The 26990-nt window shown below is 69.1% G+C and carries 23 protein-coding genes; 14 read left to right on the top strand and 9 right to left on the bottom strand.

Translation table 11 applies throughout. From position 1 onward, the window contains the following. Positions 1-56 precede the first annotated feature (56 nt). Positions 57-635: a TetR/AcrR family transcriptional regulator gene (locus tag P5G52_RS06995; protein ID WP_301225948.1), complete on the top strand. Its 579-nt coding sequence runs from the start codon at positions 57-59 to the stop codon at positions 633-635. Between the two features lie 34 nt (positions 636-669). On the opposite strand, the gene P5G52_RS07000 is transcribed toward P5G52_RS06995, so the two are convergent. Continuing rightward, entirely contained in the window at positions 670-1341 is a 672-nt protein-coding gene (locus P5G52_RS07000) for a TetR/AcrR family transcriptional regulator (RefSeq protein ID WP_301225950.1), read from the bottom strand. An 86-nt stretch (positions 1342-1427) separates the two neighbouring features. On the opposite strand from P5G52_RS07000, the gene P5G52_RS07005 reads away from it, so the two are divergent. The 4 genes from P5G52_RS07005 (at position 1428) to P5G52_RS07020 (ending at position 6098) form a co-directional block, all read left to right on the top strand. Further along, the gene (locus tag P5G52_RS07005; protein WP_301225952.1) at positions 1428-2891 is read left to right on the top strand and encodes a flavin monoamine oxidase family protein; all 1464 of its coding nucleotides are present in this window, start codon (positions 1428-1430) and stop codon (positions 2889-2891) included. 2 nt (positions 2892-2893) lie between these two features. Continuing rightward, positions 2894-3787: a universal stress protein gene (locus P5G52_RS07010; RefSeq protein WP_301225954.1), complete on the top strand. Its 894-nt coding sequence runs from the start codon at positions 2894-2896 to the stop codon at positions 3785-3787. Continuing rightward, a complete protein-coding gene (locus P5G52_RS07015; protein ID WP_301225956.1) occupies positions 3784-5304 on the top strand; it encodes an APC family permease in 1521 nt (506 codons plus the stop codon). Before P5G52_RS07010 ends, P5G52_RS07015 begins: the two co-directional genes overlap by 4 nt. A 269-nt stretch (positions 5305-5573) precedes the next feature. After that, a complete protein-coding gene (locus P5G52_RS07020) occupies positions 5574-6098 on the top strand; it encodes a MarR family winged helix-turn-helix transcriptional regulator (RefSeq protein ID WP_301225958.1) in 525 nt (174 codons plus the stop codon). Positions 6099-6144: 46 nt separating this feature from the next. On the opposite strand, the gene rarD is transcribed toward P5G52_RS07020, so the two are convergent. After that, positions 6145-7107, bottom strand: a complete 963-nt coding sequence (gene rarD / locus P5G52_RS07025; RefSeq protein ID WP_301225960.1) for an EamA family transporter RarD — start codon at positions 7105-7107, stop codon at positions 6145-6147. Between the two features lie 186 nt (positions 7108-7293). Between rarD and P5G52_RS07030 the strand changes: the two genes are divergently transcribed. The 5 genes from P5G52_RS07030 to P5G52_RS07050 all read left to right on the top strand — a co-directional run bounded on the left by P5G52_RS07030 (position 7294) and on the right by P5G52_RS07050 (position 14163). Then, positions 7294-8715, top strand: coding sequence for an FAD-dependent oxidoreductase (locus tag P5G52_RS07030; RefSeq protein ID WP_301225962.1), 1422 nt, complete (start codon positions 7294-7296; stop codon positions 8713-8715). Between the two features lie 56 nt (positions 8716-8771). After that, entirely contained in the window at positions 8772-10124 is a 1353-nt protein-coding gene (locus P5G52_RS07035) for a GAF domain-containing protein (RefSeq protein ID WP_301225964.1), read from the top strand. 192 nt (positions 10125-10316) lie between these two features. Continuing rightward, positions 10317-12050, top strand: a complete 1734-nt coding sequence (locus P5G52_RS07040; RefSeq protein WP_301225966.1) for a M23 family metallopeptidase — start codon at positions 10317-10319, stop codon at positions 12048-12050. Between the two features lie 137 nt (positions 12051-12187). Continuing rightward, a complete protein-coding gene (gene exaC, locus P5G52_RS07045; RefSeq protein ID WP_301225968.1) occupies positions 12188-13711 on the top strand; it encodes an acetaldehyde dehydrogenase ExaC in 1524 nt (507 codons plus the stop codon). 8 nt (positions 13712-13719) lie between these two features. Then, positions 13720-14163 (top strand): DUF779 domain-containing protein, encoded by a 444-nt coding sequence (locus tag P5G52_RS07050; RefSeq protein WP_301225970.1) that lies wholly within the window; start codon positions 13720-13722, stop codon positions 14161-14163. Here P5G52_RS07050 and P5G52_RS07055 read toward each other — a convergent pair. Both P5G52_RS07055 and P5G52_RS07060 read right to left on the bottom strand, forming a co-directional pair. Continuing rightward, entirely contained in the window at positions 14160-14546 is a 387-nt protein-coding gene (locus tag P5G52_RS07055; protein WP_301225971.1) for an ArsR/SmtB family transcription factor, read from the bottom strand. The two genes, P5G52_RS07050 and P5G52_RS07055, sit on opposite strands and share 4 nt — an antisense overlap. After that, on the bottom strand, positions 14546-15463 hold the full coding sequence (locus P5G52_RS07060; protein ID WP_301225973.1) for a cation diffusion facilitator family transporter: 918 nt from the start codon (positions 15461-15463) through the stop codon (positions 14546-14548). The genes P5G52_RS07055 and P5G52_RS07060 overlap by 1 nt, the downstream gene beginning before the upstream one ends. Positions 15464-15586: 123 nt before the next feature. Here P5G52_RS07060 and P5G52_RS07065 point away from each other — a divergent pair, with 123 nt between their 5' ends. Then, on the top strand, positions 15587-16333 hold the full coding sequence (locus tag P5G52_RS07065; RefSeq protein ID WP_301225975.1) for a GAF and ANTAR domain-containing protein: 747 nt from the start codon (positions 15587-15589) through the stop codon (positions 16331-16333). Between the two features lie 37 nt (positions 16334-16370). Here the strand turns inward: P5G52_RS07065 and P5G52_RS07070 are convergent, their stop codons facing one another. The 3 genes from P5G52_RS07070 to P5G52_RS07080 form a co-directional block, all read right to left on the bottom strand. Beyond that, the gene (locus tag P5G52_RS07070; RefSeq protein ID WP_301225977.1) at positions 16371-18155 is read right to left on the bottom strand and encodes an N-acetylglutaminylglutamine amidotransferase; all 1785 of its coding nucleotides are present in this window, start codon (positions 18153-18155) and stop codon (positions 16371-16373) included. A gap of 69 nt (positions 18156-18224) precedes the next feature. After that, positions 18225-19667, bottom strand: a complete 1443-nt coding sequence (locus P5G52_RS07075) for a DUF2254 family protein (protein ID WP_301225979.1) — start codon at positions 19665-19667, stop codon at positions 18225-18227. Positions 19668-19743: 76 nt separating this feature from the next. Continuing rightward, on the bottom strand, positions 19744-20718 hold the full coding sequence (locus P5G52_RS07080) for an aldo/keto reductase (protein ID WP_301225981.1): 975 nt from the start codon (positions 20716-20718) through the stop codon (positions 19744-19746). Between the two features lie 123 nt (positions 20719-20841). Between P5G52_RS07080 and P5G52_RS07085 the strand changes: the two genes are divergently transcribed. Further along, positions 20842-21501, top strand: coding sequence for a TetR/AcrR family transcriptional regulator (locus P5G52_RS07085; RefSeq protein WP_301225983.1), 660 nt, complete (start codon positions 20842-20844; stop codon positions 21499-21501). Positions 21502-21536: 35 nt separating this feature from the next. Continuing rightward, positions 21537-24086: an MMPL family transporter gene (locus P5G52_RS07090; RefSeq protein ID WP_301225985.1), complete on the top strand. Its 2550-nt coding sequence runs from the start codon at positions 21537-21539 to the stop codon at positions 24084-24086. A 22-nt stretch (positions 24087-24108) separates the two neighbouring features. Here the strand turns inward: P5G52_RS07090 and P5G52_RS07095 are convergent, their stop codons facing one another. After that, a complete protein-coding gene (locus P5G52_RS07095; RefSeq protein ID WP_301225987.1) occupies positions 24109-24747 on the bottom strand; it encodes a YitT family protein in 639 nt (212 codons plus the stop codon). Between the two features lie 156 nt (positions 24748-24903). Between P5G52_RS07095 and P5G52_RS07100 the strand changes: the two genes are divergently transcribed. Then, a complete protein-coding gene (locus P5G52_RS07100) occupies positions 24904-25917 on the top strand; it encodes an SDR family oxidoreductase (protein WP_301225989.1) in 1014 nt (337 codons plus the stop codon). A gap of 50 nt (positions 25918-25967) precedes the next feature. On the opposite strand, the gene P5G52_RS07105 is transcribed toward P5G52_RS07100, so the two are convergent. Then, positions 25968-26975: an adenosine deaminase gene (locus tag P5G52_RS07105; RefSeq protein ID WP_301225991.1), complete on the bottom strand. Its 1008-nt coding sequence runs from the start codon at positions 26973-26975 to the stop codon at positions 25968-25970. Positions 26976-26990: the final 15 nt, after the last annotated feature.

Raw genomic sequence — 26990 nt, forward strand, 5'->3', positions numbered from 1 at the left:
GGGTATGTCGTCACTCAGTCGTGATGGCATACCCTGTCATCGACTAGGGTGGGCGCATGAGTCGATGGGCACCGGACGCCGCGCTGCGCCTCGAACGCGCAGCACTCGAGCTCTTCGCCGAACAGGGCTTTGCTGCGACCTCCGTACCCCAGATCGCCGCCCGCGCGGGGCTCACCACCCGCACGTTCTTCCGCCACTTCCCGGACAAGCGCGAGGTGCTCTTCCTGCTGGAGCGGGAACTCCCCGCCGTCGTCGCCCCCCTCGTAGCGGGCGCTCCCGCCTTCCTGTCACCGCTCGGCATCGTGATGCACGGGTTCGAGGCAATGGCAGCCGGGCCGTTCGAGGGCTGGCGGCCGGCACTGCAGGCCCGGCGGGCCATCATCGGCTCGGACCAGGGCCTGCGCGAACGCGAGCTGCTGAAGAACCTCCTCCTCGCAGGGGTCATCACCGAGGCGCTCGCGGGGCAGGGCGTGGGCGGACGTGAAGCACGCCTGGTGGCGCGCTACGGCATGCTGGTGTTCGAGATCGCGCTGGCCGACTGGCTCGACAGCGACAGCGACACGTTCTCCGACGTGCTGCACTCCACCGCGTACCGGATGGGACAGCTCGTCCGGCCCGCGCGCCAGGACGAATAGCTCGTCCGGCCCGCGCGCCAGGACGAATAGCGCGTCAGGACGAATAGGCCGCCAGCTGCTGGCGCAGGCCGGCGATCATGCCGTCGAGCCCTGCGCGGAAGGCGGCGTCGGCAGCGCTTTCGGCGCCCGCCGAATCGGTCGCGCTGCGCACCGCGGAGGTGAAGACGGGAAACTGGTGGGCCAGGGTGCCCGAGTCGAAGATGTCGCCGGGTGCGGCGACGTCGAGCGCCGAGCCGTAGATGAAGGACTCCAGCGCCACGATTGCCGGTACGATCCGGTCCTCCGGCCAGCCCGCCCGCAGGAAGCCCTGGGCCACCTCCTCGTACATGCGCAGGGTCTCTGCGGCATCCGTCACGGGCAGGACGGCGATGACGGGGATCAGGGGCGCGTGCCGAGCGAAGACCTCCCGGTAGGACCAGGCCCACCGCCGGACGGCCTCGTCCCACGGCTCGTCCGCGAAAGTGCTGAAATCCACCATGGTCATTACATGGTCCTGCACCCACCGGAGCACTTCCTGCTTCGACTCGGCATGGTTGTAGAGGGCCGAGGGTGCCACGCGCAGCCGTCGGGCGAGGGCGGACATGGTCAGCCCCTCGTAGCCCTCGGCGGCGATGAGGTCGAGGGCCGCCGCGGTGATGCGGTCCCTCGAGAGGACGCTGCGTGGAGGCCGCCCCGCTCGCCGGGGTGCCGATGAAGCTGCGGTCATGGATCCTGCTCCCTGTTGCGGTGGCGTTAACTCTACGGGCGCGCCCTTCCCTCCGGCGGCACCCATGGCTATAGTAGGGCGAAATAATGAACGGCATTCATTTAGTGGCCTGCGTCATGCAGGCCCGGGAGGAACACGTGAAGATCATCGAGCGCGACGTCGTCGTCATCGGAGCGGGGCCGTCCGGCCTCACCGCCGCACGGGAACTGAAGAAGGCCGGCCATTCGGTCGCCGTCATCGAGGCACGGGACCGCGTGGGTGGAAGGACGCACACCGACGTCATCGATGGCGCCGTCATCGAGGTCGGGGGCCAGTGGGTCTCCCCGGACCAGACCGCCCTCATCGGGCTCCTCGACGAACTGGGCCTCGGGACGTTCTCCCGCTACCGCGAGGGCGACTCCGTCTACATCGGCCCCGATGGGAAGCCTGTCCGCTACACCGGGGAGATGTTCCCCGTCAGCGACTACACACGGGAGGAGATGGAGCGCCTCATCACCCTCCTGGACCGCCTCGTGGCGGAGGCGGGACCCGAAGCGCCCTGGAACCACCCCGACGCCCGCGCCCTCGACACCATCTCCTTCCACCACTGGCTGCGGCAGCAGTCGGACGACGAGGAGGCCTGCAACAACATCGGCCTGTTCATCGCCGGCGGCATGCTGACCAAGCCCGCCCACTCCTTCTCCACGCTGCAGGCGATCCTCATGGCAGCGACCGCCGGCTCGTTCTCGAACCTGGTGGACGAGGACTTCATCCTCGACAAGCGCGTCATCGGCGGAATGCAGTCCGTGTCCGAGCGCATGGCCGCTGAACTGGGGGAGGACGTGGTCCTCTCGAGCCCGGTTCGCACCCTCCGGTGGAGCGGCATGGACGGGCGCGACAGTGCCGAGGGAGTGACGGTCGTCTCGGACACGGCGACGGTCAACGCACGGTACGCCGTCGTCGCCGTTCCGCCCAACCTCTACTCGCGCATCAGCTACGAACCGCCACTGCCGCGCCGGCAGCACCAGATGCACCAGCACCAGTCTCTGGGGCTCGTGATCAAGGTGCACGCCGTCTACGCCACGCCGTTCTGGCGCGAGGAAGGCCTCTCCGGAACCGGGTTCAGCGCCGACTCGATCGTCCAGGAGGTCTACGACAACACCAACCACGAGGACCCTCGCGGCACCCTGGTCGGCTTCATCTCGGACGAGAAGGCCGACGCGATGTTCGAACTCGCCCCGCACGAGCGCCGCGAACGGATCCTCGCCTCGATCGCCGGCTTCCTCGGCCCCCAGGCGCTCGAACCCGAGGTGTACTACGAGTCCGACTGGGCCTCGGAGGAGTGGACGCGCGGCGCGTACGCGTCGAGCTACGACCTCGGTGGCCTGCACCGCTACGGACGCGACCAGCGCACGCCGGTCGGCCCCATCTACTGGTCCTGCTCGGACATCGCGGCCGAGGGCTACCAGCACGTCGACGGCGCCATCCGGATGGGGCAGCGCACCGCCGCGGCCATCCACCGTGAGCTCGCCTCCGGACTGCAGTCCGCAGCATCCGGCCGGGAATCCTGACGGTGCGCTATATCGTCGGCTATACGGCGGACGAGCGCGGGCATGACGCCGTCTGCCTGGCCGTCGCCCTGGCGCGCCGACAGGACGCCACCCTGGACCTCGTCCTCGTCACGCCCGAGCACTCGCCCTACGCCGGGACCTACCCGCCGGGCAAGGGCTTCGACAGCCTCCTGTCCGAGCAGATGCGGGAGTGGATGGACCAGGGGCTCGCCCTCGTGCCCGACGACGTCTCCGCACGCGGCGTCGTCGTCCGGGCCGAATCGAACGCGGAGGGTCTCATCCAGGCGGCCGAGGACACCGAGGCGTCCCTGATCGTGATCGGCGCGAGTTCACGCGGGCTCGCCACCCGGTTCAGTGTCGGCAATGTCGCCCGCAGCCTCCTGCACGCGTCCCCGGTGCCGGTGGCCCTGGCCCCCAGGTCCTACCGGCGCACCGATCCCGTCACCCGCCTCACCTGCGCTGTCGGGCGGAGGGCGGGCGCCGACGACGTCATCTCCGTCGCCGTCTCCTCGGCCCGACGCCGCGGGCTGCCCCTGCGGCTCGTATCCCTCGTCTCGCTCGACGCCGGCCAGCCGGATTCCGGCGGGGCGGAGGACGAGGCGAACCGGCGGCTCGCGGAGGCGGCGTCGTCCCTTGCGGCAGGTGGACGCGTCAGCGTCGAGACCGCGCGAGGGGCCTCCGTCGAGGAGGCCATCGAGGCCCTGGCCTGGGACGAGGGGGAGGTGCTGCTCGTCGGATCGAGCCGCCTCGCGCAGCACATGCGCATTTTCCTCGGCTCCACGGCCAACAAGATCCTACGTACGCTGACCATCCCCATGGTCGTCGTCCCGCGTACGTACGCAACGCCCGGCACCACTTCCGGCCCGGGCGCCTTACCCACAGAGGCGGACGCATGAGCATCGACGAGACAACACAAAGGGGAACAGGACTCAGCAGCAAGGGCCTGGACTCCGGGACCGTAGGCCTGCTGGGCGCCGTGGTGATCGGGGTGTCCTCCGTGGCCCCCGCCTACACCCTGACCGCAGCCCTCGGCCCCACCGTCGCGGAAGTGGGGGTCAACCTCCCGGCCATCTTCCTGGTGGGCTTCATCCCCATGCTGCTCGTGGCCCTCGGCTACCGCGAGCTGAACAACTCCATGCCGGACTCCGGGACGTCCTTCACCTGGGCCACGCGCGCCTTCGGGCCCTGGATCGGCTGGATCAGCGGCTGGGCGAGTGTTGCCGCCACCGTGATCGTGCTGTCCAACCTCGCCGCCGTCGCGGTGGACTTCTTCTACCTGATGCTCGCCCAGCTGCTCAACGATCCCGCCATCGCGGACCTCACGCTGAACCTGCCGGTGAACATCGCGACGACACTCGTGTTCATCGCCCTCGCCTGCTACGTCTCGTACCGCGGGATGGAGGCCACCAAGACCGTCCAGTACGTGCTCGTCACCTTCCAGCTAGTGGTCCTCGCCTGGTTCGCGATCGCAGCCTTCCTCCACGTCGCCGACGGCACCGCCTTCGACGCGACGCCCATCAGTGCGGAGTGGTTCAACCCGTTCGCCGTCGGATCCTTCTCCGCCTTCGCCGCGGGCGTCTCGCTCTCGATCTTCATCTACTGGGGATGGGACGTGACACTCACGATGAGCGAGGAGACCACCAACCCGAAGAAGACCCCGGGCCGCGCGGGTGCGCTGACCGTCTTCGTCATCGTCGTCATCTACCTCACGGTCGCGCTCGCGACCCTCGCCTTCGCCGGCGTGGGCGAGGGCGAACTGGGCGCGGGCAACCCGGACAACCAGGAGAGCATCTTCGCGACGCTCGCAGGTCCCGTCATGGGCCCCTTCGCCATCCTCATGTCCATGGCCGTGCTCAGTTCCTCGGCCGCGTCCCTGCAGTCCACGTTCGTCTCCCCGGCGCGCACGCTGCTGGCGATGGGCCACTACAAGGCCCTGCCCGAGGGCTACGGGCGGATCAGTCCCCAGCACAAGTCACCGAGCTTCGCGACCGTCGCCGCCGCCGTCGCCGCCGCCGGTTTCTACGTGTTCACCCGGCTGGTCTCCGAGAACGCACTCTGGGACACCATCACGGCCCTCGGCCTGATGATCTGCTTCTACTACGGCATCACCGCCCTGGCGTGCGTCTGGTACTTCCGGGCGCAGGCGTTCTCGAGCATCCGCCACATGTTCTTCCGGTTCCTGGCACCCCTGCTCGGTGGCGTGATCCTGCTGGTCATGTTCTTCAAGACGGCCGTCGACTCCATGGATCCCGAGTACGGTTCCGGGTCGGAGCTGTTCGGCGTCGGCATGGTGTTCATCCTCGGCATCGGAGTCATCCTGCTCGGCGTGGTGCTGATGCTGGTGTGGTCGCGGATCAACCCGGCCTTCTTCCGCCAGGAAGTGATCACCCAGGGGACCGCACCCGTGGAATAACTGCCCGGGAATAACGGACCGGAAACAACGGACCGGAATAGCTGGACGGACGAGGCGGCATGGCCGGAAGCGCTGCGGAGGAGTGGATCAACTCCGCGGCGCCCCCGGCCGTGCCGTCCCCGTGTCCGCTCAGGGGACTGCCGAGGCCGACGACGCGGGCCTGACCGGCGCCGGCACCAGCCGGCTGCATCGCTCTCCCGCAGTCATCAGGGCGGGTAATGCCGTCATAATAGGGTGCCGATGCCCTCCCGCATGCCTACTATTCGGCCATGGAAGGACGCGATGAACGGGCAGGAAGCGATTCCCGCCGTGCCGCGCTCGACGCGGTCGAGGAGAAGGCGGCCGCGATGTGCCGCAGCGAGCAACTGGTGTGCCGTGTCCTCGCCCGCGACATCGACCCCGGGATGGAACCGGCCGCGTACAGCGTCCTGACCGCAGTGCGCATCGCCCGGGCGTGCAGGGTCACCGACCTCGCGGCGACGCTGGGCATGAGCAAATCCGCAGTGAGCGGACATGTGGCGGCGCTGCAGCGGCTGGGCCTCGTGGAACGCCGCAGGACCGGCGACGACGAGCGCTCCCACCCGGTGGCACTGACGGAGGAGGGCATGCGCAGGGTGGAGCGTGCTCGCGGGGCCCGGCGCAGGGCCTTCCGCCGGCAGCTCGAGGGCTGGAACCAGGCCGACGTCGTCGACCTCGTCGGTCTGCTGTCGCGTTTCAACGCGTCTTACCTCGGTGCAGAGGTCGGGGGCGGCACGGCGCCCGGCACGTCCGTGCAGCTTCCGCACCCGGACTGACCGGCGGTGCTACGGCGCTGAGGACTGCCGTGGAGGGGACCCGTCCTCAGGCCGCCGTCGCGGCCGGTTCGGGGGTCTTCGCAAGCCGTGGCTGACGGCGGACGGTCCGCAGCATGTCGACGGTCAGGAGGATGAGGCCCGCCCACACGAGGCCGAAGCCGATCCACCGCTCGAAGGGCATCTCCTCGTGGAGGACCAGGAGTGCGAGAACGAACTGGAGCACGGGGGCGAGGTACTGCAGGAGCCCGATCGTGGTCAGCGGCAGGCGCCGGGCCGCAGCACCGAAGAAGATCAGCGGGACGGCGGTGATGACTCCCGACGCGGCCATGATCCAGAAGTGGCCCGTCCCCTCGGTCATCAGGGTCGCATCACCGGTCGACCCGAGCCAGAGCATGACCGCCGCTGCGATCGGCGCCAGGGCCGCCGTCTCGATGCTGAGGCTCGTTATCGCGTCCACGCGCGAGCCCACCTTCTTCTTCGCGAAGCCGTAAAGGCCGAAGGAGAAGGCGAGGGACAGGGCGATCCAGGGGACGGCCCCGTATCCGACGGCCAGGACGACCACTGCCAGCAGACCCATGCCGATCGCCGCCCACTGCAGCGGCCGCAGCTTCTCGCGCAGCACGATCACGCCCAGCAGCACCGAGACGATGGGATTGATGAAGTAGCCCAGGGCGGCCTCGATGGCCTGTCCCGTGGTGACGCTGTAGGTGTACACGAACCAGTTGACGGCGATCAGGAGCGCCGCGACGGCGAGCGTCCCGACGATCCGCGGGGTGCGCAGGGCGGCGAGCACCGGCCGCCAGGAGCGCAGGACCGTCAGGAGGAGCGCGCAGAAGAGCAGGGACCAGAGCACGCGGTTGGCGACGATCTCGATCGGACCGGCCGGCGCCAGGACCAGGAAGTACAGCGGCAGCAGACCCCAGAGCCCGTAGGCGCCGATGCCGAAGAGGATGCCTACCGAGTTCTCGCTCCTCGCGGGTCGCTGAGTCTTTTCGCCTGTTCCAGTCACGAGGGCGTGAACCCGCCCCGACCGGCCTTTATTCCCTCCCGGCCTGCGCACGGGGGACGGGTGCGCCGGACGAGATCCCTGCCACTGATTTCGGCGGTGCTGCGTGCCGGCATTTAGAATAGGGAAGCGTGCGCTTATTCTGCGCCGCGCTATCCACCAGGAGCATCCCGGGAAGAAGGCTAATCAGTGTCTACCTCAGCTGCGGCACGACCGCTGCGGGTCGCGATCATCGGCGCCGGTCCGGCAGGCGTCTACGCTGCCGACATCCTGACGAAGTCGAACGAGGTCCAGGGCGGCGATTTTGCCGTCAGCATCGATCTCTTCGACCAGTACCCGGCACCCTACGGCCTGATCCGTTACGGGGTTGCTCCTGACCACCCCCGCATCAAGGGCATCGTGAACGCCCTGCACAAGGTGCTGGACCGCGGGGACATCCGCTTCCTCGGCAACGTCAACTACGGCCGTGACCTCACGCTCTCCGACTTCCGCCGCTTCTACGACGCCGTGATCTTCGCGACGGGCGCTATCCGGGACGCCGACCTGGACATCCCGGGCATCGACCTCCAGGGCTCCTTCGGAGGTGCCGACTTCGTCTCCTGGTACGACGGCCACCCCGATGTCAGCCGCGACTGGCCCCTGGACGCGAAGGAGGTCGCCGTGATCGGCAATGGCAACGTCGCACTCGACGTCGCGCGCATCCTGTCGAAGCACGCCGACGACCTCCTCTCCACCGAGATCCCGGACAACGTCTACCAGGGCCTGAAGTCCTCGCCGGTGACCGACGTCCACGTGTTCGGCCGGCGCGGTCCGGCCCAGGTGAAGTTCACCCCGCTCGAACTCCGCGAACTCTCCCACACCCGCGACGTCGACATCGTCCTCTACCCCGAGGATTTCGACTTCGACGCGGGCTCGGAGGAGCAGATCGCGACGAACAACCAGACCAAGACGATGGTCAAGACCCTCACCAACTGGCTGGTGGAGGATGAGCCGACGGGTGCCTCCCGGCGCCTGCACCTCCACTTCCTGCACTCGCCCGTGGAGATCCACGACTCGCCCGAGACGCCCGGCAAGGTCGCAGGCATGAAGTTCGAGCGCACGGAGCTGACCGGGGACGGCAACGTCCGCGGAACGGGCGAGTTCATCGACTACCCCGTCCAGGCCGTCTACCGGGCCATCGGGTACTTCGGCTCGGAACTGCCCGAGGTCGGTTTCGACGACAAGCGCGGCGTCATCCCGAACGAGGGCGGACGCGTCATCGACGAGGACGGCAAGCCCGTCCCGGGGATCTACGCCACGGGGTGGATCAAGCGCGGGCCGGTGGGCCTCATCGGGCACACGAAGGGTGACGCGCTGGAGACGATCGGATTCCTCCTCGAGGACCGGCTCAACCTTCCTCCCGCCGAGGACCCGTCCGAGGACGCGATCATCAACCTCCTCTCGGAGCGCGGCGTGCGGTACACGACGTGGGAAGGCTGGCTCAAGCTGGACGCCCACGAGCTGAAGCTGGGAGCAAACTTCGTGAACACGTCGGGCAACGCGGAACTCGTACGCGAGCGAGTGAAGCTCGTGCCCCGTGAGGACATGGTGGCCATTTCTCGCGGCGAGTAGTCCCGCTACACTGTGGCCTGTCCCCGGTCACGGGACGATCACGAAGCGGAGTGCCGATGTCGCCGTCCCGTTCCATCCCCGTAGCGGAGCTGTCCTCCGACGTCCTGCAGCGGAAGGCCCTCGCGGCCCATGAGGCGCTGGGCCAGGGAGAGGGCGTGGACGGGTCCCTGCGCGGCATCGTGCACGACTCCTGGCTCCGGTCGCTGGCGTTCCTGCCGAATCCGGGCACGGCGCGTGCCCGGATGTTCTGTTCCGAGGAGGACCTCGAGGCGTACCGCCAGGGGCACCCCCTCGCCGCGATCATGCCCGTCATCGACCGCCTGCTCGTGCAGCCGAGCCTGGAGTCGGGGATGCTCGTCGCGGTGGGGGACGAGAACGGCCGGCTGCTGTGGGTCGACGGCGACCGTGACCTGAGGCGCCGGGCCGAAGGCATGCTGTTCATGGCCGGCACGGACTGGTCCGAGGCGAGCGTCGGCACCAGTGCGCCGGGCACCGCACTGGCCCTGCAGCGCAGCGTGCAGATAGCGGGAGCCGAGCACTTCAGCCCCCTGGCCCACCCGTGGAGCTGCACGGCCGTGCCCCTCCACGACCCCGACTCGGGCACGGTGCTCGGCGTCATCGACATCACGGGAACGGCCGACGCCGTCGCCACATCCACGCTGTCGCTCGTCGAGGCTGCGGTTGCCGCAGCGGAGGCGCACCTGAGCATCCACCGGCTCAGGAGCCGGCTGCCGGGGGCGAAGCGGCGCCGCTCGGCCTGTACACCGGCGGCCCTGTACCGGAACAGCCTCCAGATCCTCGGCACGGATCACGGCGTGGTGCATGCCGGAGGGGCGGCGCTGGAACTCAGTCCCCGCCACGCGGAACTGCTGACGCTCCTGGCACTGCATCCGGAGGGGCTGACCGCGGACCAGCTCGCGATCATGGCCTACCCCGAGGACGCATCGGTCACCACGGTCCGTGCCGAGATGCTGCGGCTGCGCAAGGTCCTGGCGGGGCACGGCGGCGGGATCGTTCCCCAGTCCAGGCCGTACCGCGTGCCCACCGAGCTGGTCGTGGACGCCGTCCAGGTCCTGAACTACCTGCACCGCGGCGCACACCGCATGGCGCTCGAGATCTACCGCGGGCCGGTGCTTCCCCGCTCACAGGCACCGTCCATCGTGCGCCTGCGCGGCGAGGTGTCGGCGTTGCTGCGGGACGCCGTCCTCAACGACGGGGCGCCGGACACGGTGCTGCAGTACCTTGCCCTCGCCGAGGCGGAGTACGACGCCGAGGCATGGCAGGTCGCGCTGCGGGTCCTGCCCGGGCGGTCCCCGAAGCGGGCTGCGGTCGTCGCGCACGTGGAGTGGCTCGAGGCGGAACTGTCAGCCGCACCGTCGTCCGGCTCAAGTTCTCCTAAATTTTGGTAGCGGATCTCGACAATTCGTCGCGACATGGCCGGGATCGGGCTACCGTTGTCCATGGTGGCCGACGATCCGGCGGGCAGAGCGGTCCTGCGGATGGATCACCAGACGCACCACTACAAGGGGAATTTCGTGACGCAGGCTGGCCAGCACCCGGGAACACCTGGGGTGCGTATCGTCCGTACCTCCCGCACGAGAATGAATGCAAGCCTGGCCATGGTGGTCTGCTTCGTCGGATTCCAGGGGATCGTCCCGCAGTCGTGGGAAGCGGCGTCGGCCGTGGCGCCCGGCGCGCCGCGCCATTCCGCGGTCCTCCAGGGTGATGACCTTCCGACGGGTGTCGTGGGCTCGTCCCTCCTCGCGCCGCTCGACAGTCTTGATGCGCTCGACGCAGTAGGTCCGCGCATGACGGTGGCCCCGAAGCCCGCAGGAAGCGGAGCCGGCGCAGACCCTGTCTCGACGACCGCAGTCCCCACGCAACGACCGCCCGCGGGCAAGCTGTTCGCACCCCTCGACGAGCTCGCCCCGAGTTCCTCCTTCGGGTTCCGCATGAGCCCCATCACCGGGGAGGCGGGGGAATTCCACACGGGTCAGGACTACTCCGCCCCCTGCGGCACTCCGGTCTATGCTGCCGACGCCGGCACGGTGCGTGCCGTCGGCTGGCACCAGTGGGGAGGCGGCAACCGGGTCGAGGTCGATCACGGCAACGGCCTCATCACGAGCTACAACCACCTTCAGGGCATCTCGGTCGTGGAGGGGGACACCGTCAACAGCGGCGACCCCATTGCCGAAGTGGGCTCGACGGGTTCCTCGACCGGCTGCCACCTGCACTTCGAGACCATCCTCGACGGAGAACATGTCGACCCCGCGCGGTGGAAGCTGGTCTCCACCCGGCACGGAGAGCGCAAGGGCGAGCTGAAGGACTACTCGCCGAGCGGCAGCAGTGCATCCGACATCCCGGCCTGGGCGCAATCCTCCACCCGCTCGGACCAGCCGGCACCGACCACGGAACCCGGTGCACTCCCCGTGGCATCCGGTCCTTCGGGAATCGTCGGATCCGGGGGACAGCAGCCCTCCAAGCCTGCGACGCCGAACGTGCCCGGTCCGGCACCCCGGGCCCCCAAACTGCCTGCTGCGAGTGGTGCTCCCAAGACCACCCCGAGCGCTCCGTCGAAGCCCGCCAAGCCGGGATCGACCGCTCCGCGTGCCTCCAGCCCGTCCGTCCCGGCAAAGCCGGGGACCCCGACGACCCCGACGAAGCCGACGACCCCGGTGAAGCCGACGACCCCGCCGAAGCCGACGACCCCGCCGAAGCCGGTGACCCCGGTGAAGCCGACGACCCCACCGGTCCCGCCGACGTCGACCCAGCCGAAGTCCAGCCCTTCAACGCCGCCGAAGTCGACCCCGTCGGACCCCGCCGGCCCGGACGCTACGAAGCCGGTGGATACGACGCCGGCTCCCACCCCGGAATCGACGCCGGCTCCGACGCCGGCTCCGACCCCGGCTCCGACCCCGGTTCCCGACCCGGATCCGACCCCGACGACGGACCCGTCGTGTGACACCGACCCGTCGACTCCGGATTCGTCGGCAGATGGCACGTCGACAACGGATCCCGCGCCATCGGGGACCCCGACGTCCGCTTCAGCGACGCCTGAACCCGTATCGGTTCCTTCCGCACCCGGCACGCACCCGACCACCGGAACTTCAGAGCCGGGCACGGACCCGACCCCGGAAGCTGAACGGGCTTCGGGCAAGGAGACCGACCCGGCCGACCCGCCGTGCGGCGACCCCGAGGCCCCCGCTGATCCGTCAACCGAACCCGACACCGAACCCGACACCGACCCCGGCGCCGATCCCGAGACGGTTTCCCCGGGGACGGACCCGTCCCAGCCGGTCGAGGGTGCGGCAGGCGCCACGTCCGGGCAGGGCTAGGCGCCGCTCGGCCCGCACCGTGGCCACGGGCGTCCGCGAGGAACGCCCGCATGCAACGTTGCTGCAACTATCCGGCTCCTACGCTGTGGAACAGGGACGACGACGTCCCGCATTCACGGAGTTCAAGGAGTTCGACAATGCCTGTTTACGCCCAGCCCGGCCAGGACGGTTCGAAGGTCAGTTTCAAGCCGAGGTACGAGAACTGGATCGGCGGTGAATGGGTCGCCCCGAGCAAGGGCCAGTATTTCGAGAACATCTCTCCCGTGACGGGCAAGAGCTTCTGCGAGGTCGCGCGCGGCACTGCGGAAGACATCGAACTCGCGCTCGATGCGGCACACAAGGCCGCTCCCGCCTGGGGCAAGACCTCGGTCGCCGAGAGGGCCTCGGTCCTGAACCGCATCGCCGACCGCATCGAGGCGAACCTCGAGATGCTCGCGGTCGCGGAGACCTGGGACAACGGCAAGCCGGTGCGTGAAACCCTCGCCGCCGACATTCCGCTCGCGGCCGACCACTTCCGGTACTTCGCCAGCGCAATCCGCGCGCAGGAAGGGCGCCTGTCGCAGCTCGACGACGACATGACGGCCTACCACTACCACGAGCCGCTCGGCGTCGTCGGACAGATCATCCCCTGGAACTTCCCGATCCTCATGGCCACCTGGAAGCTCGCCCCCGCTATCGCCGCGGGGAACGCCGTCGTGCTGAAGCCTGCCGAGCAGACGCCGTCGTCCATCCTGGTGCTGATGGAGCTCCTCAGCGACATCCTGCCCGCGGGCGTCGTGAACGTCGTCAACGGGTTCGGTGTCGAGGCGGGCAAGCCGCTGGCCTCGAGCAAGCGCATCCGCAAGATCGCGTTCACCGGTGAGACGACCACGGGCCGCCTGATCAGCCAGTACGCGAGCCAGAACCTGATCCCCGTCACGCTGGAGCTCGGCGGCAAGAGCCCCAACATCTTCTTCTCCGACGTCGCGGACAGCAACGACCCGTTCTACGACAAGGCGCTCGAGGGCTTCGCGCTCTTCGCCTTCAACCAGGGCGAGGTCTGCACGTGCCCGTCCCGTGCCCTCGTGCAGGGTTCGATCTACGACTCGTTCATGTCCGATGCGATCGCCCGCGTGGGGAAGATGGTGCAGGGCAACCCGCTCGACACGGAGACGCAGGTGGGTGCCCAGGCCTCCAACGACCAGCTCGAGAAGATCCTGTCCTACATGGACATCGGCGCACAGGAGGGTGCGAAGGTCCTCATCGGAGGCGAGCGGAACGTGCTCGACGGCGACCTCGCCGAGGGCTACTACGTGAAGCCCACGGTGTTCGAGGGCACCAACAGCATGCGGGTGTTCCAGGAGGAGATCTTCGGACCGGTCGTGTCCGTGACGCGCTTCGCCGACTACGCCGAAGCCATGGAGATCGCCAATGACACCCTCTACGGCCTCGGCGCCGGAGTCTGGTCGAGGAACGGGAACGTGGCCTACCGCGCGGGCCGGGAGATCGAGGCGGGCAGGGTCTGGGTGAACAATTACCACGCCTACCCCGCGGGAGCGGCCTTCGGCGGCTACAAGTCCTCCGGTATCGGCCGGGAGAACCACGCCATGATGCTGGACCACTACCAGCAGACCAAGAACCTGCTGGTCAGCTACTCGGAATCCAAGCTCGGGTTCTTCTAGGAGTTGCGATGACCGTCGAGGCCTCGGTGACCATCCCGGGGGAAACCGTCTCCCGGGTGGCGCTGACCATGAGCGCCGTCGAACTGCTGGACAAACTGTGGCTCGTCCACGGGCCGCTGATGTTCCACCAGTCGGGCGGGTGCTGCGATGGTTCGTCGCCGATGTGCTATCCCGCGGGGGAGTTCCTCACCGCCGAGGCGGACATCCTCCTCGGCGTCCTCGACATCACCGCTGGGTCGGGGCGTCCGGACGGGCACGGCGGCGGAGACGCCGCCGGCCCGGCGGATGGCGACGCGCCCCGGCTCATCGAGTTCTGGATGTCGCGGGAGCAGTTCGAGTACTGGCGCCACACCCACCTCACCGTGGACGTGGTGCAGGGCCGCGGGAGCGGGTTCTCCGTCGAAGCTCCGGAGGGCAAGCGCTTCCTCATCCGCTCGAGGCTGATGGGCTAGGGAAGGGGCCCGGGACCGTCACCCGGGCTCCTTGCGCCGTCAGGAGTCCTCCGGTACCCGTGATCCTGGTGCTCCGGATCGACCGCCAGCACGATCCCGAGGAGATCGGTGAGGGCGTGGCCGAGCTTCGGATCCACGAGTTCGTAGCGCGACCGTCTCCCCTCGGGCACGGACACGACGAGAGCGCACCCGCGCAGGCACGAGAGGTGGTTGGACAGGCTCTGGCGGCTCACGCCCAGGACCTCGGCCAGTTCACTGGGATACGCCGGTGCGTCCCGCAGGGCCACCAGGACCCGCACGCGGGTCGGGTCCGACAGGGCCGTTCCCACACGCTCCAGCACCGAGGTCGAGGTCACGGTCGTCGGGGTCAGGGTCGCCGGCATCAGTGGCTCAGCTCCGTCTCGTGGGGCACGTGGCCCAGTGGCTCGATCTGAAACGTGGAATGGTCGATGCTCACGTCGAAGTGCTGGCCGACGCATTCCTGGAGCTGGTCGAGGACGGCGTGGGCCGAGCCGTCCCGGTAGCAGCAGTCGTCGACGACGATGTGCGCCGTGAGGACGGGAAGGCCGGTGGCGATCTGGGTGATGTGCAGGTCATGGACGTCCCGGACCTGGGGGAGGCGGGCGATGTGGGAGCGCACCTCCTCGAGGTCGATCCCGACCGGCGTGGACTCGAGGAGGACGTCGATCGTCTCGCGCAGCAGCGTCAGGGTGCGCGGGATGATGAGCGCACCGATGAGGAGGGCGACGACGGCGTCCGCGCGCATCCATCCTGTCAGGGCGATGACGACGGCGGCGGTGATGACGGCCACCGACCCCAGCGCGTCGTTGAGCACTTCGAGGAACGCGGCCCTCAGGTTGAAACTGGCGGCGCGGTGGCGCGCAAGCAGGACGAGGGCGGCGACGTTCCCGGCGAGGCCGACAGCGCCGAAGACGATCATCTCCGGTGCGGCCACGTCCTCGGGTGAGATCAGGCGCCGTACTCCCTCGATGACCACGTAGGTCCCGACCGCCAGCAGGAACGCTGCCTGCAGCAGTGCGGCGATGACTTCTGCACGACGGAAACCCCACGAACGCCGAGGGGTGGCGGGGCGGACCGAGAGCGTGACGGCCCCGAGGGCCATCGCCAGGCCGGCCGCGTCGGTCAGGACGTGCACCGAATCGAAGAGCAGCGCCAGGCTGCCGGTCCACAGCGCCCCGATGACCTGCAGGACGAAGACGCAGAGCGTGATCACGAGCGCGCCGACCAGCGGCCTGCGGCCGGCTGCCGCGCTGGGGGCGTGGTGGTGGTGCGAACCCATGAGGAGATAGTACAGCGGTGGGTGAACACCGGCCCGGGCGGCGGAAGTCGCTGGTACCGTGATGCTTGCGGCCACCGGGGGCTTCCGCCCCCAGGACTGTGTCGATCGAGCAGGAGGGCTGCCATGACCACGGATGACGCACTTCCGGTCCGTGACGACGCCTGGAGCGTGCCGCAGGACGACGTCGCCGGAAAGCTGAGCGAACTCGCCCGGTCCCTCCAGCGGGAGGACAGCGAGGACGCTGTCCTGGAGCACCTGGTGCGGGCCGCGATCACCCTGGTTCCCGGCGCCGACGAGGGTTCGATCACCCTGGTGCTCGGGCGCCGCCGGGTCGAATCGCGTGCTGCGTCAGGGGCCCTCGCACGGACGATCGACGAACTGCAGGAGCGCACCGGCGAAGGACCCTGCATGAGCGCCGCCTACGAGGAACAGACTGTCCGCGTGCCCGACATGCGCAACGAGGACCGGTGGCCCGCGTTCTCCGCCGAGGCGGCCGCGGCGGGAGCGGGCAGCATGCTCTCCTTCCAGCTCTTCGTCGAGGGGGACAACCTCGGCGCACTGAACCTCATCGGCCGCTCGGCGCATGCCTTCACCGACGAGTCCGATTACGTGGGGCTGCTGGTCGCCTCCCATGCCGCCGTCGCCTTCGCCGACGCGCAGAAACTCCACCAGTTCAGGGATGCCGTCGCCACCCGGGACCTGATCGGCCAGGCGAAGGGCATCCTGATGGAGCGGTACGGCGTCACGGCAGGACAGGCATTCATCATGCTGGTGCAGGTGTCCACGGAGACGAACGCCAAACTCCTGGCGGTGGCGGAGGAACTGGCGAACACGGGCACCCTTCCCGTGCGCCGCACCGGCCGACGCTGACAGGATCCGGTACTGACGGGCCCTTGTGACCGCTACGTCATCCCGTGATGCCGTGGCGCTGCAGCCAGAGTTCCAGCACGCCCAGCTGCCACAGCATGTTGTTTCCCCCGGGGCTGTAGTGCCCGTTCGGTTCATCCAGCAGGAGGTCCACGTAGTCGGTGCGGAAGAGCCCGCGGTCCTTCGCCTCGGGGGCCCGCAGGGCGTCACGGACCGTCGAGAGGAGCGGCTCGGCGAGGTACTTGACCGGTGGGACCGGGAAGTAGCCCTTGGGTCGGTCGATCACCTCCGCCGGGATGACCCGGCGCGCGATGTCCTTGAGGATGCCCTTCCCGCCCTGTGTGGCCTTGAGCTCGGGAGGGCACTGGGCTGCGAGGCTGACGAGGTCCTGGTCGAGGAAGGGGACGCGGGCCTCGAGACCCCACGCCATCGTCATGCTGTCCACGCGCTTCACGGGGTCATCAACCAGCAGCAGGTGCGTGTCGAGCCGCAGGACGGCATCGAGGGCGGTCTCCGCGCCGGGTGCGCCGAGGTGCGCCTCCAACAGGGCCCTGCTGACATCGGTGTCGGCATACCACTCCGGTTCGACGACGTCGGCGATCTCTACGTGCGTGCGATCCAGGAACGCGCCCCGGAACGCATCGAGCGCCGCATCACGCGGGGCGGTGCCCGCGGGCTGGTGGTAGGCATAGCCCGCAAAGACCTCATCCGCCCCCTGGCCGGACTGCACCACCTTGATGTGCTCCGAGACGGTCTTGGACAGCAGGTAGAACCCCGTAACATCCTGCGTGCCCATCGGCTCCGTCATGGCGGCGATGGTGTCCTCGATGGCCGGCACCAGCTCCCCGCTGTCGATGGAGATCCGGTGGTGCCGGGTCCCGTACTTCTCGGCGATCAGGTCCGAGTAGCGGAACTCATCCCCTTCCTCACCGCCCGCACCGTCGAAGCCGATGCTGAAGGTGCTGAGTCCCTCCTGGCCGAGTTCCGCGAGGAGCGCGACGATCAGGCTCGAGTCGACGCCGCCCGACAGGAGTACGCCCACGGGTACGTCCGACACGAGGCGGCGGCGGACGGCGGTGGTCAGGGACTCCCGGAGCGCATCCTGCCAGTCGGCCGCGCTCCAGTCCGCCTTGTCCGGGTCCCGCACGTAGTCGGGCTTCCAGTACACGCGATCGCGCTGGCTGCCGTCGGCGTCGATGACCCGCACCGTCGCGGGGGGTACCTTCCGCACTCCACGCAGGATGGTCCGCGGTGCAGGGACGATCGAGTGCCAGCTCAGGTAGTGGTGGAGCCCCACCTCGTCGATCGAGGTGTCGATTCCTCCACCGGCCACGAGGGCGGGAAGGGTCGACGCGAAGCGCAGCCGTCCCGGCAGGTCCGCCACGTAGAGGGGTTTGATGCCGAGCCGGTCCCGGGCCATTACCACGCGCTCGCGGCGCTCGTCCACGATGGCGATGGCGAACATGCCCACGAGGTGGTCCACGAAGTCCTCACCCCAGCGCTCGTAGGCGCGCAGGACGACCTCCGTATCACTCGTGGAGGAGAAGACACGGTCCCCGCCGAGCTCAGCACGGAGCTCGGGGTAATTGTAGATGCAGCCGTTGAACACGAGGGAGAGCCCGGAGCCGCCGTCGTACATCGGCTGTGCGCCGGCATCGGAGAGATCGATGATGGTGAGCCTCCGGTGTCCCAGCGCGACCCACCCGTTGGTCCAGGCCCCATGACCATCCGGCCCCCGCGATTCCATCGCGGCGGTCATACGCGCGACGGGTTCCTGCTCGGCACGGGCGCCCCGAAAGGCGATCTCCCCGGCAATCCCACACATGTCTTCTCCTTCTTCCTGGGCTCCACACAGTGCGGAGCTCCTCCTTGGCCTGCGTCATCTGCGTCCCCGCTATCTCCGGGGGTTGGCGGCTTCCGGTTCGTCCGAGGGTTTCGGCATCATCCGGACCGTCGCCTCCCGCAGGAGGTCGCGGGTGAGCCGGACGCGTTCGGTGTCGTGTCCGTGCCGGTCCATGACCTTCTCGAGTTCGGCGAGTGCGTCGCGAAGCGGCGGGATCTCGGCCTGCTGGATCACCGCGGGAAGGGCTGCGTCCAGGGCCTGGTCGAAGGCCGGCCGATCGGTGTCCTGCAGCCTGGGCAGCAGCCGGGCGAAGGAGTGCAGGATCTTGGCCGTGGTCTGCGCCTGGCGGGATTCGGAGGCGCCGACGAGCAGGGTGGACAGGGCGACCATGCCCCGCTCGACCGCGCCGTCGGTGTAGACGACCGGGAGTTCGTCCCGCGCGATGCTCCGGTCCGAGCGGTCGCGTTCGCCCGCGATGAGCCACCGGCCCAGCAGGTCACTGAGCGTACGCACCGCCGTCGACGCCGTCTGGGGACTCTGCGAGGCACTGGTACCCGTCTCCCAGGCGATGTTCTCCAGCTGGTCCAGGGCGTACCCGGACTCGACGTTCACATCGCGGATGTCGTCGATGCCGAAGGCGCTGATCACCTCCTCGTCGTAGCTGGAATCCTCCGGCCCCACGCCGACGAGCCGCACCAGGAGGTCATCGAACACCAGGTACTCGCCCAGCCGGCCCTCCACGATCACCTCGACGTCATCCCCCGCCGCCGCGGCGATCTGCCCGAGCTTCTCGGTGTCCACCGTGACCACGAAGCCGGTATCCATGGCGTGCACTTCGCGCTCGGGCTCGTCCGGGTCCGAGTGGCGCGCCATCCGGGTCCGCCCGAGCATCTTCAGTTCCACCTCCCGGGCGCGCAGCGCGAGTTCGTGGATGGAGCGCACCACGGATTCGGGGCGCATCTGGTCGATCGTCGAGTGGATGAGCATGAGCAGGACCACGAGGGCGGCTACGGCCAGGACCAGGGTCAGGGCGGCACTGTAGAGCGGGGCGGGCTGCTGACGGGCGAGCCCGAGGACGAGGAAGGAGAAAGCGGTGGCGCCGATGAAGAAGCCGAAATACAGCTGGTTCGAGGTCCTGCGGAGGAACTGGTCGAAGACCACCGGGGTGAGGGAACTCGCCGTCTGCTGCACGGCGAGGAGCAGGACCGAGAAGGTGATCGAGGTGACCGTCAGGAGGCTCGTGGCCACGGCGGCGAGGAAGTCGACGGCGCCCTCCTCGGACACGATGGACCGGACCACCGTGCGCACGCCGGCGTCGTCGGAGGTGAGCCGGTCCAGCAGCGAGACGCCGACAGCTACGAGGCAGAAGGCAGCGGTCACAACCAGCGGAAGGCGCAGGAACTCCGCGACACCGCGCTGGAACCGGTTGGCCTCGTGGAGCCCGCCGGAACTGCGCAACGGGTCGTGGCCGACCCCCGGTGAATCAGCAAGCATCCTTACGGTCTATCACCGTGAACGACGGTTCCGGGCGGAAAGTTCGCCCTTGCGGACCGCCGGTACCGCCCTCCGGCTAGCGGTTGACGGCCGACATGTCCTCGTAACGGTCCCCGACGGGAGCCGCGACGGCGCCGAGCTGCGCCAGCTGGTCCTCCGTGAGGACCAGGGCGTCGGCCGCGACGTTCTCCTCGAGGTAGCGCACCTGCTTGGTGCCGGGGATCGGGGCGATATCGTCTCCCTGCGCCAGGAGCCAGGCAAGGGCGACTTGCCCGGGGGTGGCGTCGAGTTGGCGTGCGACATCGTCCACCTGTTCCACGATCCGGATGTTCGCCTGCAGGTTCTCTCCCGCGAAACGGGGGTTGTTGCGGCGGAAGTCCGTCTCGTCGAGCTGGTCGACCGAGCGGATGGTCCCGGTCAGGAATCCCCTGCCGAGTGGGGAGTAGGGCACGAAGCCGATGCCGAGCTCACGCACCAGCGGGAGGATCTCGGCTTCGGGATCCCTGCTCCACAGCGAATACTCGGTCTGCAGTGCTGTCACCGGGTGGACCGCGTGCGCCCTGCGGATGGTCTCCGGCGCTGCCTCGGAGAGGCCGATGTGCCGGATCTTGCCCTCCTGGACCAGTTCGGCCAGGGCGCCCATGGTGTCCTCCACCGGCACGGAGGGGTCCATGCGGTGCTGGTAGTAGAGGTCGATGGAATCGGTCGCCAGGCGCTTGAGGGATCCTTCGACCGAGAGCCGCACGTTCTCCGGGCTGCCGTCCAGACCCCGGGCATCGCCGGCCGTGTGGCGGATCGTCCCGAACTTCGTCGCGATCACGGCGTCGTCGCGCCTGCCCCGGAGGGCACGGCCCAGCAGCTCCTCGTTCGTGTAGGGGCCGTAGATCTCCGCGGTGTCGAAGAAGGTGACGCCGAGATCGAGGGCGCGGTGGATGGTCTTCGTCGCACCGGCGTCGTCCTTGCCGCTGCCCGTGTAGAACGCGGACATTCCCATGCAGCCCAGACCGAGCCGGGAGACGTCGAGGCCGGAGCCGAGGGTGATGGTCTTCATGAATGCCTCCGGAGTCGAGGGTAGGTGCCTGGGCAAGAGTACGCCCGGCAGGAGCGGGTCACGAGGGAAATCCCGCGATCGCCTTTGTTGCACGGTGTGCAACTTCGCATCTAGGCTTGGTTCGTGCTGAGTACAACCGACAACGCGGAGCCGCTGGGGCGCCGCGAGCAGAACAAGGTCGACACGCGCCGCGCGATCGCCGACGCGGCCTTCGACCTCGCACGGTCTGTCGGGCCGGGGGCCTTCACCGTCGACCAGATCGCCGGACGCGCCGGTGTCTCACGCCGGACGTTCTTCAACTACTTCCACAGCGCGGAGGATGCGCTGACCGTCCGCACCGACACGTTCCTCGAGCTGGCGCTCGAGGTCTTCGGGGAGATGCCCCAGGACGAGCCGCTGTTCGACTCCATCGTGCGCTCCTTCAGCGAGACGACGCGGATGGAGGGTCTGTCGCTGCACGGCGAACTCTTCCGCATGGCGGACACGAATCCGGATCTCCTGCGCGCCCAGCTCCATTCGTGGGAGCGGGCCGAAACCCGGATCGTCGGGGCACTGCGTCGCCGGCTAGGGGCCGCCGCACCGGATCTCTACCTCTCGGCCCTCGTGGGGTGCGTGCTGTCCTGCACGAAGGCCGCGATGCGGGACTGGGCGGCGAGTACGCCGGAGCCGGGCGACGACGCCGGGAAGCAGCTCGAGGCACGCATCCTCGCTTCCCTGACCATGCTGCGGGACGGCTTCGCCGATCCCGTCGCCGTCCCCGACGGCACTCCTGCCGGTTCCTGATCCTTCCGCTTTCCAACTCCCCGCAAGGACTCCTCATGGCTTTTCTGCTCTACCGGCTCGGCTCGTTCGCCTTCCGCAGGCGATGGTGGGTCATTTCCGCCTGGTTCGCGATCATGCTCGCAGTGGGAGGCGCCGCCGTCGCCTTCTCCGGCACCCTGACGAACAACTTCACGATCCCCGGCACCGAGTCGCAGCGCATCTCCGACCGTTTGCGGGAGGAGCTGCCCGAGGCCGTCGGCGGCACGGGCACGGTCGTCTTCACCACCGACGACGGGGCCGCGTTCTCGGCGGAGCAGCGCGAGGGCGTCCAGTCCGCGCTGGCCGCCATCTCGGGGCTCGACGGCGTCCGGGGCGTCATCGATCCGTTCGACGTGGCGGACCAGATGGCAGCCGGAGCCAAGGACCTCGAGTCAGGACGTGCCGAGCTCGAGGCGGGGGAGCAGCAGCTGAGTGCGGGCGAGGCGCAGCTCGAGCAGGGGCAGGCGCAGCTCGACCAGCAGCGCACCCAGTTCGAGCAGGCCCGCCGTCTGCTTCGCCCGGCACGGGTCGCAGCCATCGAGGAGCAGCTCCAGCAGGGACAGGCCCAGCTCGACGCCAGCCGGACGGAGCTCGAAGCCGGACGCGAGCGGCTCGAGTCGAGCAGGACCCAGCTCGACCTCGGGCAACGGCAGGTGGACGCCACCTCCGGCGTTCGCCTCCTGTCCGAGGACGGCTCCACCGCCGTCGCCAGCGTCCAGTTCGACCAGCAGATCAACAGCGTCTCGCCTGAACTGCGGGAAAGCGTGCAGGAGCAGGCCGCAGGGGCCGAGTCCGCAGGAGTGACCGTCGACTACAGCAAGGAGATCGTCGAAGACGTCTCCGGCATCGTCGGCGCCACGGAGGCCCTCGGTCTGGCCGTCGCTGCCGCCGTCCTCATCGTCATGCTCGGTACGCTGATCGCTGCCGGCCTGCCGCTCCTCATGGCCGTGGTGGGCGTCGGCGTGGGCGTGGGCATCACGTTCGCACTCTCGGGCGTCGTCGAGCTGAACAGCATCTCGCCGGTCCTCGCCCTGATGCTCGGCCTCGCCGTCGGCATCGACTACTCACTGTTCATCGTGAACCGCCACCGGACGCAGCTGCTGCACGGTATGGAGATGCAGGAGTCGATCGCCCGCGCGACCGGAACGGCAGGCAATGCGGTCCTCTTCGCGGGCATCACGGTGATCGTTGCGCTGGCGGCGCTGGCGGTCCCCGGGCTGCCGTTCCTGACCGTGATGGGCCTGTCGGCTGCCGGCACGGTCGCCGTCTCGGTGCTCGTGGCGCTGACCCTGACGCCGGCCCTCCTCGCCCTGATGGGGCGGCGGATCATCTCGAAGCGCCGCTGGGACAGGGCGCGCGGCCACAAGCACTCGGCCGCGGTGCCCCTGGACAGCGACAGTGGGACGTCCCTCGCGGACCAGCGCGCGGCGAACGGCGCCGGCTGGGGCGGACTCGCAACCCGGAAGCCCGTCCTGACGGTCCTTGCTGGTGTGGTCCTGCTGGGCGTCATCGCCGTTCCGGCGGCGCAACTGCGCGTCGGGCTGCCCGACGGCGGCACGGAGCCCGCCGACTCGACGGCGTTCCAGGCCTACAGCACCATCGGCGAGAAGTTCGGAGCAGGAACCAACGGGCCGTTGATCGTCGTCGGGTCCCTGCCCGAGACGGCCGGCGAGGCGGAGCTCACGGCCCTGCAGCTGGACGTCAACGACCTGCTGCGCGACGTCCCCGGCGTAGCCGCCTCCGTGCCCGCGACGGTGAGCGAGGACGGCCGCACGGCGATCTTCCAGGTCATCCCGGAGGAGGGTCCGGCCAGCGAGCCCACGGAGAACCTCGTCCGCGACCTGCGGAACTCGACCGACGAATTCGAGGAACAGACCGGCGTCCCCATCGCCGTCACCGGCCAGACGGCCGCCAACATCGACGTCTCGGCCAAGCTCATGGAGGCGCTGCCGGTCTACCTCGGCATCGTCGTCGGGCTGTCGCTGATTCTGCTGCTGCTGGTCTTCCGCTCGATCCTCGTGCCCATCATCGCGACCGCGGGCTTCCTGCTCTCGCTGCTCGCGAGCTTCGGCGCCACGGTCGCCATCTACCAGTGGGGCTGGCTGGGCGACTTCTTCGGCATCACGAACCCGGGGCCGATCCTGAGCTTCCTCCCGATCATCCTGATCGGTGTGCTCTTCGGGCTCGCCATGGACTACCAGATGTTCCTGGTGTCCGGCATGCGCGAGGCGTTCGTCCACGGCGGCGACCCTAAGGCGGCGGTGCGCGTCGGCTTCAGCCACGGGGCGCGCGTGGTCACGGCCGCGGCCATCATCATGGTCTCCGTCTTCGCCGGCTTCGTGTTCTCGCACCTCGCCATGGTCCGCCCCATCGGGTTCGGGCTCGCCTTCGGGGTGCTGCTGGACGCGTTCGTGGTCCGCATGACGCTGGTCCCGGCAGCGATGTACCTCCTGGGCAGGCATGCGTGGTGGCTGCCCGCGTGGCTCGGACGGATCCTGCCCGACGTCGACGTCGAGGGCGCGAAGCTCCTGCGCGAGGAGAAGGAGCGTGAGCCGGTCCCGGTATAGGGCGGTTACGGGGCCCGGGCGGCTACGCGCCGAGGTAGCGCCCGGGCCGGTGGTTGAGGGCCAGCACGAGGTTGAGCAGTACGGCACCGATCGCGGACAGCAGGACGGCCACCGGCTCGACGACGGTGAAGGCGGCGAGGATGATGCCCGTGTCCAGTGCCATCTGCACGTACCCGGCCCGCCAGTTCAGTCGTTCCTGCAGGATCAGTGCGAGGATGTTGAACCCGCCGAGGCTCGCCTTGTGCCGGAAGAGGATGAGGAGTCCGACCCCGGCCAGCAGGTTGCCGCCGAGGGCGGCGTAGAGCGGGTCGAGGGTCAGCCCGCCGAGTGCCAGCGGGTGCAGGTAGGACAGGCCCGAGACGAGGGCGACCGCCGCCATGGTGCGCAGGGTGAAGTCCCAGCCCTTCTTCCACACCGCCAGGGCGAAGAAGGGCACGTTCACGGCGAAGAACAGGACGCTGAAGGGGAGTCCTCCCACATAGCTCAGCAGCAGGGCGAGGCCGGCCGTACCGCCGGTGACCGCGCCGCTCGTCTTGAGCAGGAACAGGCCGAGGGACACCGTGAACGTGCCCGTGACGATCCCGAGGACGTCCTCCAGCAGGGAGTGCCGGACGATCAGGTCCGCGTCGTCGAGCTCGGGGCGGTGCGTCGTGGTGTCCATGGCCGCAAGGTATCACCGGCCTTTTGCGCGGGACCAATGAATTCCCCCGGATGTGAAGGAAAGCACAGAATCCGGGCCCGGTGAAGGCCCCTGCGGTGATCCGTCGCGGCCGCGAATACGTTGTGCGGTCCTTCCCGCGCACAGGAGTGTTGAGCCATGACATCCCAGTTGAAGTCCCTGAAGGACCAGGTCATCGTCATCACCGGAGCCTCGAGCGGCATCGGCCTGGTCACGGCGCGGATGGCGGCGAAGCGCGGAGCCGCCGTCGTCCTGGCCGCCCGCAACGGTGAGGCCCTCCGGTCCCTCGAGCAGGAGATCCGTGCTGCGGGCGGACGTGCACAGCACGTCGTCGCCGACGTCGGTCGGCAGGAGGACGTCGAGCACATCGCCGTCGTGGCCCGACAGGAGTTCGGCGGGTTCGACACCTGGGTCAACAACGCGGGGGTGTCGATCTTCGGGTCCGTGGACGAGGTGTCTATCGAGGACATGCACCGCATGATGGATACGAACTACTGGGGCGTCGTCTACGGGTCCAGGGAGGCTGTGCGGCAGTACAGGGGGCGGACCGGCGCGTCGGGAGCCATCGTCACCGTGGGCAGCGTTTTCGGCGACCGTGCCACCCCGGTGCAGTCCACGTACTCGAGCACCAAGCATGCCGTCCACGGGTGGACCGACGCCCTTCGGATGGAGATGGAGGCGCAGGGCGTGCCGGTGAGCGTGACGTTGCTGCACCCGGGTCGGATCGACACCCCCTACAACGAGCACGCCCAGAGCTACATCGACCAGCAGCCCGCGCATCGCGGCATGATCTACCCGCCCGAGGCCGTTGCCGAGGCCATCCTGCACGCCGCCGTGCATCCCACCCGTGACCTCTTCATCGGGTCCCAGGTGAAGCTGGGGGTGGTTGCCGCTGCCATCGCCCCACGGCTCATGGACCGGTTCATGGAATGGCACATGTACCGGTCGCAGCGCGCGGACAGGCCGTCGCGGCGGACCGGCGACAGCGCCCTGCACCAGCCGGGCTACGGCCTTCACGAGCGCGGAACGCACCAGGGCTGGGTCCGTGGCCGCAGCTACTACCTCAAGGCGGAGAAGCACCCTGCTCTGGCGGCGCTCCTTGCCGGGACCGCCATCGGCACCGCCCTGTCGCCACTGGGCCGACGGCGCTGAGGCGCGGACCGGGCGGACCTCCCGCCGCAGCAGGGCGGTAGCGTCCGGGGTCAGGCGGTGCCGGCCTGTTCCGCGGCCCGCCAGGCCTCCACCTCGGCCAGCAGCGCCGCACGGCGTCCGGCATCGAGGAACGCGGACCGGAAGGAGTTCCCGGCAAGCGTGGCGAGTTGGTCCGCTCCGAGCCCGAAGGCCTTCCCCAGCGCAGTGAAGTTGTCGTCCACGTAGCCGCCGAAGTAGGCAGGATCGTCCGAGTTCACCGACACGTTCAGCCCACGCGCAAGCATCTCCGGCAGGGGATGGGCCGGCAGGGTGTCGACGGCGCGGAGCCGGACGTTCGAGAGCGGGCAGACGGTCAGCGGTACGCGGTCGAGGACGAGCCGCTCCACGAGGGCCTCGTCCTCCATGCAGCGGATGCCGTGGTCCAGCCGGTCCACCCGCAGGACGTCGAGCGCCTCCCAGATGTAGGCGGGCGGACCCTCCTCGCCTGCGTGCGCGATGCATTTCAGTCCGGCGCCGCGGGCGCGGTCGTACACCTCGGCGAAGAGCGACGGCGGATATCCCACCTCCGCCGAGTCGAGACCGATACCGATGATGGGGGCGTCCATGGCGAGAAGGTTCTGCAGCACCCCGAGCGCCTCGGTGGCCGGACGGTCGCGGAGGAACGCGGCGATGAGCGCCGTGCTGACGCCGAACTCGGCCTCGCTCGTGGCGAGGGCCCCGGCCACTCCGTTCACGCACGTCTCGAGGGCGACGCCGCGGGCGAGGTGGGCCTGCGGGTCCATCATGATCTCGGCGTGGCGCACGCCGGCGGCGGCTGCGCGGCGGAGGTACGCCCGCGTCATGTCCGCGAAGTCCTCTTCCGTGCGCAGCACGTCCATGTTCGCGTAGTAGAGATCGAGGAAGGACTGAAGGTCCGTGAACGCGTAACGGGCCGCGAGGTCCGCGGTGTCGGCGTAGGGGAGGTCGATCCCGTTGCGGGCGGCGAGCGCGAAGATGAGGTCCGGCTCGAGGGTCCCCTCGATGTGCAGGTGGAGTTCGGCGCAGGGCAGTGACGGCATCACCCCAGCCTAGGA

It is taken from the genome of Arthrobacter burdickii (assembly GCF_030433645.1).
Lineage (GTDB): Bacteria > Actinomycetota > Actinomycetes > Actinomycetales > Micrococcaceae > Arthrobacter_D > Arthrobacter_D burdickii.